At 47.9% G+C, this 17,485-nt stretch carries 11 protein-coding genes; 4 read left to right on the plus strand and 7 right to left on the minus strand.

The annotated features are described in order from the left end of the window. The first annotated feature begins 1 nt into the window (after nt 1). Nucleotides 2-1,609 (plus strand): RagB/SusD family nutrient uptake outer membrane protein, encoded by a 1,608-nt coding sequence (locus ACFSR5_RS18445; protein WP_380905946.1) that lies wholly within the window; start codon nt 2-4, stop codon nt 1,607-1,609. Nucleotides 1,610-1,834: 225 nt separating this feature from the next. Here the strand turns inward: ACFSR5_RS18445 and ACFSR5_RS18450 are convergent, their stop codons facing one another. The 6 genes from ACFSR5_RS18450 to ACFSR5_RS18475 form a co-directional block, all read right to left on the minus strand. Further along, entirely contained in the window at nt 1,835-3,439 is a 1,605-nt protein-coding gene (locus tag ACFSR5_RS18450; RefSeq protein ID WP_380905947.1) for a calcineurin-like phosphoesterase C-terminal domain-containing protein, read from the minus strand. A 10-nt stretch (nt 3,440-3,449) separates the two neighbouring features. After that, nucleotides 3,450-4,886, minus strand: coding sequence for a hypothetical protein (locus ACFSR5_RS18455; protein ID WP_380905948.1), 1,437 nt, complete (start codon nt 4,884-4,886; stop codon nt 3,450-3,452). 13 nt (nt 4,887-4,899) lie between these two features. Continuing rightward, nucleotides 4,900-8,064 carry a SusC/RagA family TonB-linked outer membrane protein gene (locus tag ACFSR5_RS18460; RefSeq protein ID WP_380905949.1) on the minus strand — a complete coding sequence of 1,055 codons (3,165 nt, stop codon included), beginning with the start codon at nt 8,062-8,064 and terminating at the stop codon, nt 4,900-4,902. A 106-nt stretch (nt 8,065-8,170) separates the two neighbouring features. Continuing rightward, complete coding sequence (locus tag ACFSR5_RS18465; RefSeq protein ID WP_380905950.1) at nt 8,171-9,103, minus strand: FecR family protein; 933 nt, start codon at nt 9,101-9,103, stop codon at nt 8,171-8,173. A 110-nt stretch (nt 9,104-9,213) separates the two neighbouring features. Continuing rightward, on the minus strand, nt 9,214-9,825 hold the full coding sequence (locus ACFSR5_RS18470; RefSeq protein ID WP_380905951.1) for an RNA polymerase sigma factor: 612 nt from the start codon (nt 9,823-9,825) through the stop codon (nt 9,214-9,216). Nucleotides 9,826-10,018: 193 nt separating this feature from the next. Then, the gene (locus ACFSR5_RS18475; RefSeq protein ID WP_380905952.1) at nt 10,019-12,385 is read right to left on the minus strand and encodes an ABC transporter permease; all 2,367 of its coding nucleotides are present in this window, start codon (nt 12,383-12,385) and stop codon (nt 10,019-10,021) included. A 356-nt stretch (nt 12,386-12,741) separates the two neighbouring features. Between ACFSR5_RS18475 and ACFSR5_RS18480 the strand changes: the two genes are divergently transcribed. Further along, the gene (locus ACFSR5_RS18480; RefSeq protein ID WP_380905953.1) at nt 12,742-13,125 is read left to right on the plus strand and encodes a hypothetical protein; all 384 of its coding nucleotides are present in this window, start codon (nt 12,742-12,744) and stop codon (nt 13,123-13,125) included. Between the two features lie 4 nt (nt 13,126-13,129). Next, the gene (locus ACFSR5_RS18485) at nt 13,130-13,780 is read left to right on the plus strand and encodes a sigma-70 family RNA polymerase sigma factor (protein ID WP_380905954.1); all 651 of its coding nucleotides are present in this window, start codon (nt 13,130-13,132) and stop codon (nt 13,778-13,780) included. Nucleotides 13,781-14,043: 263 nt separating this feature from the next. Here ACFSR5_RS18485 and ACFSR5_RS18490 read toward each other — a convergent pair whose 3' ends face one another. Then, entirely contained in the window at nt 14,044-15,276 is a 1,233-nt protein-coding gene (locus ACFSR5_RS18490) for an ROK family transcriptional regulator (RefSeq protein WP_380905955.1), read from the minus strand. Nucleotides 15,277-15,576: 300 nt separating this feature from the next. Between ACFSR5_RS18490 and ACFSR5_RS18495 the strand changes: the two genes are divergently transcribed. Beyond that, nucleotides 15,577-17,484 carry an FAD-dependent oxidoreductase gene (locus ACFSR5_RS18495; RefSeq protein ID WP_380905956.1) on the plus strand — a complete coding sequence of 636 codons (1,908 nt, stop codon included), beginning with the start codon at nt 15,577-15,579 and terminating at the stop codon, nt 17,482-17,484. Nucleotide 17,485: the final 1 nt, after the last annotated feature.

The raw sequence follows: 17,485 nt of genomic DNA on the forward strand, positions 1-17,485 counted from the left end.
AATGATGAAAAATATAAAAAATATTGTTTTAGCAACGTCCCTATGTTCTTCCTTGTTACTTGGGGGATGTGAGAAATTTTTGGATAAAAGAGACCCGACGGCAACCTCGTTTGTCGAATTTTTTAATACAGAGGAAGACTTACGGCGCGTGGTCTACAGCAGCTATCGGGATGTTTTCACCCATCAGTCGGACCGCAGGCTGTTGTTTTATATGCTGGATGGTCGAAGTGACAACGGTTTTGCGCGTATCGAAACAGATCACCATATGCTGATGGCAAACGGTACGATGAATGGAACCTCGCGATTGGGCGAATACTATTGGACGCTTTTTAATAAGCACTTAGGGCGCTTGAATACATTTATTGCAAATGTGGAGGTTCCTTATGTGGAAGATGAGGCTGTACGACAGCGGTATAAGGCGATTTTGGAGGCCCTTCGTGTGTGGCATTATTTTCGGCTGACCTTCCACTGGGGAAATGTTCCGTTCGTACTGGAGCCGGTCGACCTGGAGGGTGCCGTACAACCACCCAAACCAAAAGAGGAAATCTTAGAAACGTTGTTCGGTATGTACGAAGATATCGCTAATCGTCTCCCGGAGAATGAAGGAACAACGAATGCGTATATGTTTAACCGATATTCGTTTAAGGCTATGGTAATGCGCTATGCGTTGTATAATGGTCGGTATGAGCTGGCCGCGAAAATAGCCAAAGAAATCATGGACAGCGGAAAGTACCAACTACACCCGGTGTATGGTGATATGTTTGGTTATAAAGCGGATAAGACTAACAAGGAATTTATTGTTAAGTTCGATATGGAAAGCCATGATAATTCGGCAACGCTGTCCTTCGAACACCTTGGACCGCATTACCGAACGGGTAAAGGGCAGTCGTATATGGTGCCGACTAAAGCATTGGTTGACGCCTATTGGACGCTACAGGGGCGTCCCATCGACAACTGTCCCTTGCATACGAAGGCTGAATACGAATTGGATCCACATCTGAATAGGGATCCCCGGTATAAAGCCAGTATTTTTGGACATGGCGATACATTTCAAGGGGAAAAAATCAATATATACGATGCAAACAACCCGATGTATCATGAGAATGTGCGTGCTAGTCGTTCGGGATTTTGGTTTAAAAAATTCGTAGACGAAGCAGATGCATTCCGTTCCGGGGGGAATATGCATTTCCCGTTGTTGCGTTATGCAGAGGTCTTGCTGACTTATGCAGAGGCCAAAATCATGTTGGGGCAGGTAGACGATCTGGCGAAGAAGTGCATAAATGATGTACGTAGACGCGCTGGATTGGATATGACCGTGGCTGATGTATCACTTGGTACCCGCTCTCAACAAGAATGGATCAAGTTGATTCAAAACGAAAGGCGGACTGAGTTCGCTGGAGAGGGAATCCGTTATGATGATATCATTCGCTGGAGGATTGCTGAAGACGTGCTGAACCAGCCCGCATTAGGGCATACCCGTTTGGTCGATGGGAAAATGGTGTCGCTGAAAATTGAAGATCGTCGGTTCCAATCGCATCAATATTTGTGGCCATTTCATGAAAGTACATTGAAGGTCGAACCGAATATTGTACAGAATCAGGGATATTAATTTCGATTCATTTGTTAAAGAAAATGCGGAAGAACACTCTTCCGCATTTTTTATGGTGTGTGCTCTGTTACCTTAAACCACGGTATTGGTTTCGAAGGTGTGATCACGTTTTTTTAAAGGTTTGTCTATCGCACATCCTTTTCTTCCTTATCGCAGCAAGCGACGGAAAGGATGTGTTACAAAAAAATTGCAGGAAGTTAGGGCTTCCTGCAGACGTGTTAAACCTTACCTCTGTAGCGGGGGATAATCTTTTGTGGGCTCTACCCGATAGGTGCTCTTTGCTTCGTGTACTTTCCCAAAATCATCCGTAGCACGGACATGAATATGGTGCTCACCGACAGCAAGATCTACGGGCAATCCGGTACGCCACAAATGTGCACTGATGGTTCCATCAGTTGGCCGACGACCTGGAAGTAACGTGTCTAGGTTATCCCATGGATATAGCAACGCCTGATAGGCCGGATCAATCGTTTTTACGGGCATCATTTTTTTCCAAGGCCCGCCATCGATCGCATATTCAACCGTATTGCCGTGATGGCCCATAAAAAAGTTCGCAAATATAGCAGCCCGGGTTCGTTTTCCTTGTCCGACCACTTGGGGATGAAACACGTTGATTTGATAAGTAGAGTCGTGCCCCGATACTTGGTACCGAATCTGATAGTCTGCTTTGTCAAAATCGATAAATGCGTAGCCGTGCGGGGTGCCATCACGCATAGTGGCGGTGGGTACTCCACGCTGATCGAGTTGCCCCGAATACCAGTCGCCCGAGGTAGTACCCGCATTGTACTCATGATGCGGTTTCTCTTGACGCCAGCCTTCATTCTTGTCGTAAAAATGTTGTGTTTGGGTATGCATGTGCGCAGAAAGTGATAGCGTATGCGGATATGCTTGCAGCAGGTCGAACAGGCGTTGCCGATCTTCAGGCCGGAAGGTATCGCCATTGCGATGATCCAGAGGAATATGGAAAGCCAGGACAATAAGGTGATCCTTCGGCACATGCTTGAGGTCATTCTCCACAAAGTCTAATTGTGATTTGCGGAAACCGCCCAGATAGCCTTGACCGCTGCGCGGATTGGGATAGCGTACATTATCTAATACGATGAAATGTACTTTGCCGTAATTAAAGGCGTAGTTCGCCGGACCGAAATTTGCTTCGAACGTTTCGTCGGAAAGACTGTCGGCGCTGACATCATAATTCATGTCGTGGTTGCCCTTGAGGTTATACCAGGGAAGGCCTATGCGCGCAATGCTCTCTTTATAGCTTGGATGCAGGCTGAGGTCGTCGCCGACCAAATCACCTAAGCTAAGGCCGAAGGCTACGCCTTGGATACCAAGAACTTCATCGACGATCGCCCGGTTGAAAAACGTCATCTCTTGCGCCGTGTAGGCTTGTGGATCGCCGAACAGCAGCATGCGGAACTGATCGGACTCCTTTTGTTCAGTAAGGGGAAAGTCTATGCTTTTCGGTAAAGGACCTGTTGGCGCAACGCCGGGATAGGTGAGTGCCTTTGGCGAACCCTGAGGTTTGTGGATGTAATACGACATGGGCAGATTGTGCCGATCAACAGGAAGTTGGTAGCCGCTCGGCTTGACGACAAAAATGATGTTATCATCGCCAACCGGTAAGCGGTAGCGACCTTGATGGTCGGTCAAGACAACGTCTACGCCGTTGCTGACTGCTACGCCCGGGATGCCGCTTTCTTTTTTTTCTTTCTTTCCGTTTTTGTTGTCATCGTGGTAAACGATACCGATAGCTTGTTGTTGCGCCATGCTGGTGAAGCCGGCTAGAAGCAAACTCAGGCTCAGTGCTGTTCTGAAGTAATGTTTCATGGTTTTATCGTTAGTGGTGAAAAGGTAAGATGTGGCTCGAAGATTTATTTTCGATTAGTATTTTATTCATGTCGTATGTCATGGTGACGATGCCCGAGGTGGTATCGTATGTGAAATCGTCCATACCGCGGTTTGCTGGGACAAAAGACGGTATGATCGCTTGCGTATGCTCCTCCGTGACATGCGTATTGGATAGCTGCTCTCGTTGGGATACGGGGAAACGGATACCGAGGTCGGTCATGCGACGCCCTTCTGCCAAAAAGATTTCCTGACGTAGGAGATAGATGAGGTAAAGCGTTTCATCTTCTGTCGCCAGGGCATCGATGTCCTTTCCGGTAACATGCGTGCCTGAAACCGGATGGGCTTGGATATTTCCTTTTGAACGATCCAGTACTAGGCCATCTTTCACTGCGCCCTGCTCATCAAATTTTACGGCGACGGCCTGTAATGGATAGTCCTTCCGGTTCCCTCCGTTGCGTGTTTCTTTGCTGTCGTCGAGCATGATCTTTGTTCTCTTGTTCACGCTATTGTTCAACAGCGCTTTCAGCACCTGCTTGCTGGCAGCCAGGTTCTGTTGGGCGGCATATGCCTCGGCCAGGATCAGGTAGGCTTCCTCGGCTTTGGCTATAGCGATAGGTTTTTCGTCTTCAAAAACAGTTGCCGTTTGATGAAAGTATTTTGGATCTAAAAAATCTAATCGCGGAAGCGGGGCAAAAGAATTGGTTGTTGCAGAGAAAATGGCGCTCTGAAAATTGTTGGAGGGCCCGTTTTCTGTCCCATACTGTACCTGTTTGAGGGAGAGGGGATTGGCTATGCCGAGTTGGGCATAACGCACTGCTTCTTCCAGATTTCCCAAACGGTGATGGCACCTGGCCAACAAAATCGTGCAGGCTTCTTGTTCTTCTTCGGCTGTGTATAGCGACGCAGCTTCTGTCAGCAAGGCGATGGCGCTTTGCAACAGGACATCCGGCGATTTTACTTCCCCGAGGGCTTCCGTGGGTAAACCGACGTATAGATCGGCAGCCAAGAGTTGAGCATAGGCTTGGTAGAAGAGCAGTTCGGCTTTTTCTTGACTACTGTCTTCCGTTTGTAGGGGAATAAGTTTAGTAAGTCCAAACGTGCTCATCTCCATTAATTTATGAATACTCGCCTGAATGTTTGCGACGTCTTGATCAAAATAGTTGATCTCTGGGGTGTCGAAGACTTTACTGCTTTGTGTGTAGTTGTTAAAGTAGTTGTCGGAGACCAGTTCGGTAAACTCCACGACGGTGCCTACCGTAACGCTGGCTTGGCGGCGCACGCCATTGAGCCAGGTTTGCAGCGATTGAAAGCTCGAGACAAAGCGATCTTCCGTGACATAGGGATTGGTCACCTCGGTAAGCTCGCACGAGCTCATTAGAAACAAGGTGCTTGCAAGGAGATATAAGGACTTTGGATATGTTTTCATGACAATCATGTTTTTAAAATGAAACTTTTACAGAAATTAGAAATTGACGGGGCGCGGAGTAGGTAGCGTAGGAGATTCCTCCGGTGGTAGCACCATCCTGCCCTTCGGCGCTTCCGCTGATCGTCGCTTCCGGATCAAATGTTGAGGAGGCGAAATTGAACGGATTCATGACCGTAGCGCCTACTACGACCTGATTGGCAAAAGAACGTATGGCGGTTTTCGGAAGGGTATATGTTGCGCCTATGGTTCTGATTTTGATATAATCGGTCTTTTCTATAAACTTATTTGTGAATTGTAGCCATCGCGTCCGTTTGTACGGGGAATTGATCTCTCCTTCGGGTATGCCTTCGTCTCCAGCACCGTAATTGTAGCGGAATTGGCTGTCCCAATTGTTCGCGTAGGCGCCTTGCTGATAATCGGCATTGGCATAAAGGTTCAGCCCTTTCCACTGAAAATCAACGCCCATGCTGCCAAATAGATCGGGAATAGTGGTTCCTAAGTATTGGAGGGGTGTCGTACTGGCTAATACACCGTCTTCGCCAAATTCGCCGTAGCTCCCACGTATAAAACCTACAGGATAGCCTTCTTGTACAACCGTTTGTATGGTTCGCTCGCTAAAGCCTGCAATATTGAACGGAGCCGCACCGCTCGAGGATAATACTTTGTTGTCCAAAGTGTTGACCGCTACGTTGAAACGTAGGCTGCTATGCTCGTTTTGCAGCGCCGTAATCTGTGTATGAAATTCCAAACCTCGGTTCATGATTTTTCCGACGTTGCGGAGGGCTTCATTTTCACCCGAAGATGGGGCTGCTGGCACACTGAATAGGGCGTCATTGGTAATGGCATGATAGAAGCCTGCGGATAGCGTGATGCGGTCGTTCCAGAATCCTAGATCAAGGCCCGCTTCGAGCGTATTGGTCTTTTCTGGACGGAGGTCAACCCCAGGGGTTCCAAAGCTAGCTGCTTGATTACCGAGGTAGCTCGGAAATTCCATCGTTCGTAGGTTCCGGAACGCGGGGGGGAAGTTTCCGGCTACACCATAATTTCCGCGCAGTTTGGCTGAGGGGATAAAGGAGAGCGTTTCGCTCCACCAGGTCTCAGCAGATGGAATATACGAAAATCCGACTTTTGGATAGTATTGTACTCCAATGTCGCTGCCAAAAGCACTGTTCCCGTCGCCCCGCAGTCCGAGGTCTAAAAAGAGCTTGTTTTTCCAGCCCAGATTACTTTGCAGGTAAACACCATAATTTACGACTTCGAAGTATACTTCATTACTGCTGGTCGATGTGGCGTCGGCTATGTTTCTTGCTCCGTCACGGATATTATTACCGATGTAGGCTACCTGACGGTCTTCGTTTCGGAAGAGCTGACCACCGAGGGTCGTGATAACGGATAGATCGCCAATATTGGCTTTATGCTGTGCATTCAGTTCCATGGTTAATCCCCAATATTTCCGTTCTCCGTTGTTGATGCTGCCACGGTCTGTCGTTAGGTTACCCGTAGTATGGGTCAAGTATTCATTCGTTTGGATGACTTGATTACGCAGTACGCGGTAGTCTAAACCACCGACAGCTTTGATGTTTAGGTTCTGCAAAGGACGGTATTGAAAACTTTGGGAGGTCTGAAACCGGTTGACGACGATCTCGTTATCCTGTAACCGTTCTGCCGTATGTACGTAATTTTTCATTTTGTCGAATTCGTCCGCCGACAATTCGTCCATGCGCGGATTGAATCGGGGCTGAGGACCTGTCACAGCCGACGCACCGCTTTCCGCAAACCACAGACCGGTATAGCCTCCTTGGTTGCCATTGCGGTTGCGTTTGTAGCTGTTGTTTACAAAGGTAAAGCTGCTTTCGTATGACACTTTCTCATGTAGATCAGCTTTGAAACCCGAACGCAGATCGATCCGTTTGTTTTGGTTTTGTTTAAAAATCTGTACACCGGAGCTGTTTAAATAAGCTCCTGTAACGCTATAGCCTACTTTTCCGCTGTTACCATTCACCGCGACATTGTACCGCTGGAATATACCGGGTTCAAAGAGCAGCTCTTTGGTGCGGTCGAAGTGAAGGTAGTCTGTTGTAGCTCGTTCGGCGCCTACCGTGGCCTCAGCAGTGACGGTGGTACGGTCGCTTCCTCCTTTTTTTGTAAAAATTTGTATGACGCCGTTTGCTGCGTCTGATCCGTAAAGCGTGGTCGCCGCACCACCGTTTACATATTCTACGCGTTCGATATTGTCGATCGGAATATCTGCAATGGAGCTAACGCCGGACCCTTGTGCGCTTCCGCCGCCAATAGCTGAAGCGGTGTTCAGGTTATCCATCCGGACGCCATCGACATAAATGACGGGTGTCGAATTTTTAAAGGCCGATACAACACCGCGCGCCCGGATAATGGATGTGGCTCCCGACTGTCCGCCTGTCAAACGGATTTGGGCGTTGGGTAGTTTCGATTGGAGCAACTGGTCGAATCGGGCCGCAGGCACCTTCTCGAGCTCTTTTCCGCTGATAGTGGCTACGTTTGTTGACAGTCGACGTTTGTTGATGTCTAGCCCCTGTCCGGTTACAACAACTTCGTCTAGACCAAAAAGATCTTCCTCTAAGGGAATGGTTACGATCTGATGAAGCATATGGTGGCTTAAGGGCATGCTTTTGGTCTTGTAGCCAATATAGCTGATCTGTAGGGTGATGTTTTCGGACGTCGACGGTAGTGGTAGTTTGAAGTTTCCGTCGATTCCCGTCTGTATGGTTCGATTGCTCCCTAGCAATTGAACCGTTGCGCCGCTGATTGGCTTTCCTGTGCGTTGTTCCGATACAGTTCCTGAAATCCATGCCTGCTGGGTATTGGTTTCGGTGCTGCCTTGTATGTGTTGTGTTTTTTCATGCAACACGATCATATCGCCACGCAATTGATAACTGATGCCTGTTCCCTGTAATAGGTGATCGAGCGCTTTTTCCAGGGATAGGGATTTAGGATATGGGTGTGCGGATTTCCCGTTCAGGATCTCCCTGTCGTAGACCAGTTTTTTGCCTGCACGTTGTGCGATTTCCTGTAAAGACAGGAGTAGTGAGCGTTCGTTTCCCTGATGCGCGACGTTCACGTACATCGATAGGGGTGTGGCCTGCGCCATCGGGCTGTTCCAGAGGCTGGTGCCCGCAAGTAAGATTAAATAGGGTTTCATGTGTGATATTTAAAGATGCGTATTCATATGGTCTTGCCTGTCGCTCAAGCCTAGTTGATTTGCGCGCCACTTGAGCAGGGCAGACCTGTAGTTAATAGAATATGATTTATTTGCTGTTTACGAAAATGGTGCCTCCTTCTTCGTAACAGCGCGTACCTGTCGCTAAACTGATGATTTCCAAGATGTCTGATAATGAGACGTCGGCATCGAATTCTCCTGAAAATTGATGCTTTGTAGGTAGGTTTTCGGAGATGTGTACGCTGCATTTATAGCGCGACGCCAGGATTTGCATGACATCCTGCAAATGCTGATCGCGGAAAACCAAGGGGGTAAGAGGCGTGTCCGGTTGTGCATACAGGACAGCGCCCGTTTCTTTAGTGTAGGCCAGGCTGTCGCCGGCAAATAGCATATAAGAGTGGTCGGCACGCTCGGTTTCTGATACACGGACTTTTCCCGTTTGGACCCGGATGTTCCATGTGTTTGTTTGGGCTGCAGAGGTAATGCGGAACGATGTACCTAAGACCTCGGTATGCATGTGCTCATTCTCCACAATAAAGGGCCGTTCTTCGTTTCGGTGTACTTGAAACAGTGCTTCTCCAGAGCGAAGATTAACGCGTCTGTTGTCACCATCTTGGAAATGCCGATCGATAGATAGCGTTGTATTGCTGCCTAAATGGATCGTGGTTCCGTCGTGGAGCGTGACAATTTTATGCTCATTTGGGCCAGTTATGTAGCGTGTTTCCTGTGCGTTGCTAATGGTTCTAAAAAGCACGACACCCGTGAGTAGTACCGCGGCAACACCGCCCAAGGTGCGCCATATTCTCGTCGCGCGGGATAGCGGGGCTACAGCAGGGATCGACGTCCGGGCTTCAATGTGCTGCCAGGCCGCGTCGCGTAGGTCCTGAAGTTTTTTGGTAGAATGGGGCAGTGGTTTTTTGGTAATGGCGTCCAACCAACTATCCACGGCCTTTTGTTCGGATTCTTTTTGGGATCCGGAAATATAGTGCTGTATAATTTCCTTTATTCTTTTTAACTGCATATACAAGTAAGCTGTTCACTTGTATGTCTCCTGTTTTAGGGGTGGGGACTAGCGTAGTTTGTTATGAAATGATTAACAAAAGGTAAAGTGTGACGGGGAGCTGTATACTGCTAACTTGCGCTCGAGAGGGTAATCACCAGGATGAAGTAGGCGACATCGCCTAAGCTTGACCGTAAGCGGCTACGCGCTGCCGCTAAGTGATTTTTGACGGTATCTTCCGAGATGTTTAAACGTGCAGCAATTTCGGAGATGCTTAATGAATCTTTAATTTTCAATCGGATAACTTCTTGCATGCGTGTTGGCAATGTCTCAATTTGCCGGTCTATTTCTTGTTGCAGATCTTTCAATACGAACGGATCAACAGATTCTGTAAAGCTGCTTTCGATATAGTTTTCAAGGGGGACATTGCGCTGTTTGAGATCTAGCTTTTTAGATAGGATCGTTAAGGATCGATAACGAACGGCTGTAAACAGATAAGATTCCATGGAGGTGTGGATGTCGATGTCGAAACGGCGATTCCACAGTGTTATGAATACATCTTGCACGGCGTCTTTAGCGTCGTCATCATCTTTTAGGATGTTGTAAGAAAACTGGAAGAGGGGTTGCCAATAGTGTTCGAAAAGTTGGTTTAGGGACTTGTTTGCTGTGGCTTTACGCAGCTCTACGATAAATGTTTTGCCGAAGAACTTTGGGCTGCCGTTTTTTGAGACTGTGCGATCCATACCGACAAATGTAGCGTGTAAAGATTAAGACTGTATTAAGCCTATATCATGCTTTTTTTATATGGTTTTCCGATCGTTCGGTCTTCCTGCCTTTAAGTCGCGGGCAGGCGCTGTTCTCCGTTTAAAAAACAGCGTCAAACCGTTTGGTTTCGAAGGCGTGATCACGTATTTTTAAAAGGTTGATGCCGGTACATTACTCGTTGCGTAAACTGTCGACGGGATTTCTCCAGGCGGCCTTAACAGACTGCGCACCTACGGTGAGGATAGCTATACTGATAGCCATTCCGCCCGCAAGGGCTAACATCCACCAGTGCAGATCGATTCGGTATGCAAAATTCTCAAGCCATGTCGTCATCGCCCACCAAGCCAGGGGTGCTGCCAAAATCAGCGCAACAACAACCAGCTTGACAAAATCTTTGGATAGCATCGTGCAAATGCGGGCTACGGACGCACCTAGCACCTTGCGGATACCGATTTCTTTCACGCGGGTTTCGGCCATATAGGTGGCCAGGCCGAAAAGCCCGAGGCAGGATATAAAAATGGCGAGTAGCGAAAACAGCAGTGCTAAACTTCCCATTTGTTCCTCTTCACGAAATTTCTTTGCATAGTGCTGATCCACGAATTTGTAGAAAAATGGATAAGCTGGATTGAACTGCTTAATGATTTTCTCTATGCCCTCGATGGTCTGCGCCATGGGGACCTGTGGATTCGTCCGGATCACGATATTATACAGGTGTTTATTTCCTGCTTCGACGAGTAGGGGTTGCACGTCTCCATAGGGGGAGTCAATAACGTAGTCTTTGATCACGCCGACAATCGTCAGGTCCTGATCTCCCCATTTTAGAAACTTGCCAACGGGATTCGAAAGTCCCATTCGCTCGATGGCGGTTTCATTCAGCAGGACGGCGGTACTGTCTGCGGGCAGACGGGCATAGTCGATATCGCGCCCGTCCACGAGCGTCAAGCCCAAGGTCTTGACAAAGTCGCTTTCGGTACGGACAAACTTAAAGAAACTATTGCTGACTTGTTCGGGAGTGGCTCCTTCCCAGGAAAAATTACCACCCGCCGACCCCCAACTCTCGGCAATCGACCATCCGCCGACACGGGCAACGCTGAGGGCATACCGGTTGTTGATCAGCTCGTCTTTGAGGGCCTCGTAGTTCTTATCTAATCCGCCTTCTGCTGGTATCTCCATCAGCTGGGAGGCTTGATAGCCCACGTCTCGTTGGCCCGCAAACTGCACCTGCATACGGATAACCAAGGTGGCGACGATCAGGATGACCGCAATAGCAAATTGCACGACGACCAGCCCTTCGCGTAGGCGGAACAAGCGGCGAGGCTTGTTGCTCGTGCCCCGGATGGTTTTAAGAGGTTGGTAGGCTGAAAGAACGAATGCCGGATAGATGCCGGCCAAAACGCCAGTAATCAAGATAAACGCAAACCCCGTGATCCAAATCATGGGATTCGACCAGTTGACCTCCAAGGGTTTGTCTAAAAATCGGTTGAACATGGGCAAAAAGAAAGCGGTCAGGACGATGGCCGACACGCCCGCGATAGCCGCCAACAGCAACGATTCAAAAAGAAACTGGCTAACCAGTGTTTTCTTGCTGGCGCCAATTACTTTGCGCACACCGACCTCCCGGCTTCTTTTTTGACTGCGTGCTGTACTGAGGTTGACAAAATTGATGCAGGCAATCAAGAGGATCAATAAACCGATGCCCCCGACAAGACGCACCTGTTCGATTTTACCGCCCGTGGCGATTCCATTTTCAAATTCTGAATAGAGATGTGCCTTGGACATTGGATGAAGAAAGATAGATGACCACCTGAGATGGGGATCATGCTGCTTGACTAAGGGTTTTATCTTTTGGTTGAAGGCGTCGGCATCGGTGTTGGGTTTCAACGCTACAAAGGTGACGAGGGAGTTGTTATTCCATGTAGTTAGCTTTTTTGCGCGCTCGGGACCAATCGGAATCAGATACTTGAAATTGAAATCGGTGTAGCTGGAGAGATCTTTGATAACACCTGTTACGGTGTAGGGGACTTCATTTTTCAGGATCACTGTTTTATGTAATGGATTTTCCTCCGCAAACAGGCTTTTCGCTAAGCTTTCCGTGAGGACGATGCTGCTGGGGTCATTCAGCAGTGTATGGGGATCTCCCTGCAAAATCGGCAGTTGGAAGATGTCCAAAAAGTCGGGGTCTACTTCGTTGCCCTTGGCTTTCAAATTTTTATCACCATAACTGAAAAGACGATCTTCGCTCCACAGCATGCGTGCGGCATGCTCAACCTCGGGAAACTGTGCAGTAAGGGCTGGACCGGCGGCGGGCATCGTGATATCGTGTACGTGTACTGAACCTTCTTTGTCTGTCTTGTTCATCAGCTTATAGATATATTCCTGATTCGGATAGAAATTGTCGTAGCGGTACTGGTTCTGTATCCATAAAGCGATGAGAAGGACGGCAGACATACCGATGGCTAGACCGATGATGTTAATGGCAGAAAAACTTTTGTTCTTCAACAGGTTGCGACGCGCTATTTTTAAGTGGTTCTTGATCATGTTACCTATGATTTGGTGTATGCATTGGAAATTGTTCGCGGAGGAGCCATGTGGTTCCTGCCGCCCTGCCAGCGTTTTGCTGTGCATATAAGTTGATGAGCAATAGCGTGGCCATTTTTTTAATATATTGTAAATAAGATATTTATGGTTTTGTCGCATGTTCAATATCGGACAGATGCTGTTTGATAGTGAACATGTTGCACGGATCATCTGTCCAACCATTTTTAGACGTCTGTGTAAGGATACTGGTCATTGACTTGAATGTGTATGTCCTATTTTTTTTATGGGGTTGTAACCTTTGGCGCCGATGGCTACTCTAGGGGTATATATGAATATCAAAAATAAAATCATAAGCCATGGAAACTCAAACTTTTAATCCGACATTTAAATCCATTTACAACGTGTTACGGCTGACTTACGGCATAGTGCCTATCGTAGCGGGATTGGACAAATTTACGAATATACTGACGCAATGGGATCAATACTTGCATCCGGGGATCGCAGGCATGTTGCCATTTTCAGCGTCCGTATTTATGATGATCGTTGGCGTGATCGAAATACTCGCTGGTATTCTCGTTTTGGTAAAACCTTCTTTCGGCGCGCCTGTTGTAAGCATATGGCTAACATTGATTGCGTCGACCTTGCTGTTCCGCGGACATTTTTTGGATGTCGCGGTGCGGGATTTGGTGATGGCGGTAGGAGCATTGTCCTTAAGCAAAATGGCCGTTTATTACAAGTGAGGATATGACAGATAATGTGTATGGCACAGATTTAGAAATTATTGAGCAGGTGCTGCAGGGCGACATTGAACAGTTTGCCCTGCTTATACGGCGCAATAATCCCTTTTTATATAAAACGGCCAGGAGCTATGGTTTCGGGCACGAGGATGCGCAAGATCTTATGCAGGATACCTTTGTGGATGCCTACTGCAATTTGCACAAATTCGAAGGACGATCGGCCTTTAAGACCTGGATGATCAAAATCATGCTGAACAACTGCTATAGAAAGTGGCATACCTCTGATTTTTCGAGAATGAAAGCGGCCACAATCGCTGAGCAATCAATACCGATGTTTATGAATGGAAATTACAACGATACAGGATCGACCGTGATCCGGAATGAACTCCGGCTGGTTGTTGAGGAAGCGGTACAGCGTATCCCATTGGCGTACCGTATGGTATTTTCCCTGCGGGAGATAAGTGGACTCAATGTGGAGGAGACGGCCGATACACTGAATATTACCGCCGCCAATGTCAAAGTGCGGTTAAACCGGGCGAAGGTGATGTTGCGCAAGGAGATAGAAAAGGTGTACAGCACGGGCGAGCTTTTTGAATTCAACCTGCGTTTTTGCGATACCATGGTGGAGGCTGTCATGGATAGGATAAGGAAACAGTAATGCTGTTGCCATCATGGGCTGTAGGCATGCTGCCTTTCCGCTCCTAACCACGGCAAATTTCTACAGATGCAACGATCCCAAAGTGACATTTTTCTGTTAAGGCGGGGGGCAAGGAAGCGTAAGAAAACGGTCGGCTATCGTTTATTCTCTGTTCGCTAAAGACGGCCTTGGTTTCAAGGGCGTGGCGAGCCGTTGTCCATCGCCGTTAAGAACCATCCCTGTTCGAACGCAGTGCGTTTGGGGTGGCTTCGGTCGACAGCACGTTAAGCAAGCTGCAGCAACTCGTTGCGCAGCAAGAGCGCGCCACCGAGCAACCCTGCATTTTCTTTTAACTGCGACGTCTCAAACTTCGTATCCGTATTCACCAAGTTCAACGTATACTTATGTACCGACGAGAGGATCGGCAACATAATAGCCGATTTGCAGAGCGCGATTTTTCCGCCTAGGACAACCAAATCGGGATTAAAAATATTCAAAAGCATGGCGATACCGCGTCCGATTTTCTCGCCAGCGGTCGAAATACGTTCTATGCAGAGCATATCATCCCGCAACGCCGCTTCGACTACATGCGCAAGCCGGATATCATCTATATCGTCCACAATCTGCGTGATAATACTACTGGTGCCTTGGCGCAATTCCTGCCGCACCTGTTGCACAATAGCGAAACCCGACGCCTCGGTTTCCAGACAGCCCTTTTTGCCGCAGTGGCAGATGATATCGTTGTCCAACAACGGAATATGTCCGAATTCACCTGCAAACCCTGACTTCCCGGAGTAAAGATGTCCATTGATGATAATCCCCATACCGATGCCTTCATCCAAGTTAAAGAACAACACGTTTTTTTCCTGTTGCGCCACACCTTTTGCATATTCGCCATAGGCCATAGCACGGGTGTCGTTTTCGATATGTGCGGGGAGCGCAAATCGTTTAACCAGGGCTTCTTTGAGCGATATGTTGTCAAAATTAAAGAAACTGTGGCTATTGCCCGTAAGATGGTTGACGCGTCCCGTTATGGTCACACTAAGTCCCAACAACCGATCTTGCAGGAAGTCGTGCGAGACCATGTACGCGGAGATCAGGTTGCAGAGTTCCTCGAATGCCTTTGGTGAATTTTCCAGCACAAAGGGGATATCTTTGGTCGCGTGAACAATCTGCTCGTCAAAAGAAACAATCGCTAGGTTGATGTGGGCCCGGGTGGTCTCGACCGATAAAAAATAACCCCATTGTGGGTTAAGTCCAAAGATATTAGGTTTTCTTCCGACTCCGTTGACAATTTTACCGTGATCCACTACCAGTTCCCGTTGTATCAACTCCGTGATTATCTCATTGACCTTCGGGATGCTTGTATGGGTATACTGTGACAGTTCCGCGATGGTAGCCCGTCCGTCACGCGTAAGCCGCGTAATGATTTCCTGCTTCAGCTGTACAGCCTTAAACGATACAGGATTCGCCCTATCTTCCCCTAGTTCCACAAAAAAATCGGCTGGTTTGCGCATAACGTTACCCATTATAAATACAATAATATAAATATTCATTAAGAATTCAAATTCATAACGATGTGCAAATATTTTAAAAAATATTCTAATTAATGTTATTTATTAAAAAAAATTAATAATTATGTTTGTTTATTAAAATTTGTTTTTAATTTAGCTTTTGAAAAACAACATCACTAACCATGAAAATTGTGCTTCCAACATTAGGTGTACCTTCCGCCATCTGCAATCTATCGCGAACGAATGACCGATACCGTGATTCCTTTTCATCTTCAACTTTTATCTTCTTAATGGATAACCAAGATGCGACGGATATATTATAGATTTTCTGGATCATACCGTTTATTGATGTACGGCATGTTGTTAATCACTGTCCTGGCGAGCGGCACGATACGGACAAGGGCTCAGGAGATGTACGATGTGTTGATTGTCGGCGGCGGGGCTAGCGGAACTACGGCGGCCATTCAAGCAGCGCGCTTAGGGGTGCGGGTGCTCGTGATGGAGGAGACGTGTTGGCTGGGCGGGATGTTAACATCGGCAGGCGTTTCGGCCATCGATGGCAATCACCGTTTGCCTTCTGGATTGTGGGGCGAATTTCGTGAGAAGCTGTATGCACATTACGGCGGATCAAAAGCGGTAGAGACTGGATGGGTGAGTAATACCTTGTTCGAACCGTCCGTGGGCAATAGGGTGCTAAAAGAAATGGTTGCGAACGAACCGAAGATAACTGTGTGGTATGAAACTGTTTGGACGGATGTGAAACGTACCGATGGCATTTGGACCGTAACGGCGAAAGGGCCTGACGGTAAAACGAGACACGGAAAGGCACCACTGTTGATTGATGCGACGGAGCTCGGCGATATTATGGCGTATATGCAGGTACCGTATTACCTGGGAATGGATGCACGGGCACAAACGGGAGAGTCTTTTGCGCTGCAAGAGGCAAATGATGTGGTACAGGACTTGACCTACGTCCTGACGTTACAGGATTTCGGACCGCGTGCCGATAAGACGATCAAACGGCCAAAGAACTACGACAAAAGGGAGTTCGAAGGTTGTTGCGACGTATCCGATCCGGCCACTTCGCACACGGACCAAAACGATTGCTTCCGCATGTTGACCTACGGCCGTTTGCCAAACAACAAGTATATGATTAACTGGCCGAAAAAGGGAAACGACATTTACTTAAATATCATTGAAAAGGGTAGGGAGGAACGTAAACAGATGCTGGAAGCCGCCAAGCAGATGACGCTCCGATACGTGTACTACCTCCAAACAGAATTGGGGTTTAAGAACTTGGGAATTGCCTATGATGAATATCCGACGAAGGATGGTTTTCCGATGATACCGTATCATCGGGAATCCCGTCGGCTAAAAGCGAAATCACTTTTTGCGTTGCAGCATGTGATGTCGCCTTATGACACGCCGGAGGCATACTACCGGACCGGTGTCGCAGTAGGAGACTATACCATTGATCACCATCACTATAAATATACAAATGCACCCGAAATTGACTTCGTCAAAATACGTGTGCCTTCTTACAACGTGCCGCTGGGGGCATTGGTGCCGGAGGCGCAACACGGGCTTATCGTAGCGGAAAAGAGTATCGGAGTAACCAATATCGTGAACGGGGCAACGCGACTGCAACCTGTTGTTTTAGGCATTGGTCAGGCAGCGGGTGCGCTGGCTGCGCTGGCTATCCGGAACAAAGTAGATCCTTCAAAGGTACGCATACGGGAGGTGCAGCAGGTATTGCTGGAAAACCGTGCGTACATTATGCCCTACCTGGATGTGGACACGAATGATCCTCATTTTGCCGTGGTACAAAAAATTGGTGCTACAGGCGTGCTAAAAGGTGTAGGAATACCCTATAAATGGGCAAATCAGACGTGGTTTTATCCGGAGAAAACGGTGAGTCAATACGACTTACTGGTGGGCTTGCGCCCTTACTTCCCAAATTTGGCTACCAATTGGACAGCATCGGGCGAAGATGTAACAATCGCTGGATTCCAGTACATCATCGGGCAAGCGGGAACAGAATTAAGTGTAGAGACCATTCAGCGTGCCTTGCGGCAGCGGGGTATGCAAGGACAGCTAACTCAAGAGACCGTGTTGTCTCGCCGATGGGTGGCTTGCTTGTTGGAAGACTGCTTACACCTCTTCGAACGACCGGTAAATTTTAACGGTGAATTAATGAATAACAGAAAATAAA

The sequence above is a fragment of the Sphingobacterium suaedae genome, assembly GCF_042684625.1.
Classification (GTDB): domain Bacteria; phylum Bacteroidota; class Bacteroidia; order Sphingobacteriales; family Sphingobacteriaceae; genus Sphingobacterium; species Sphingobacterium suaedae.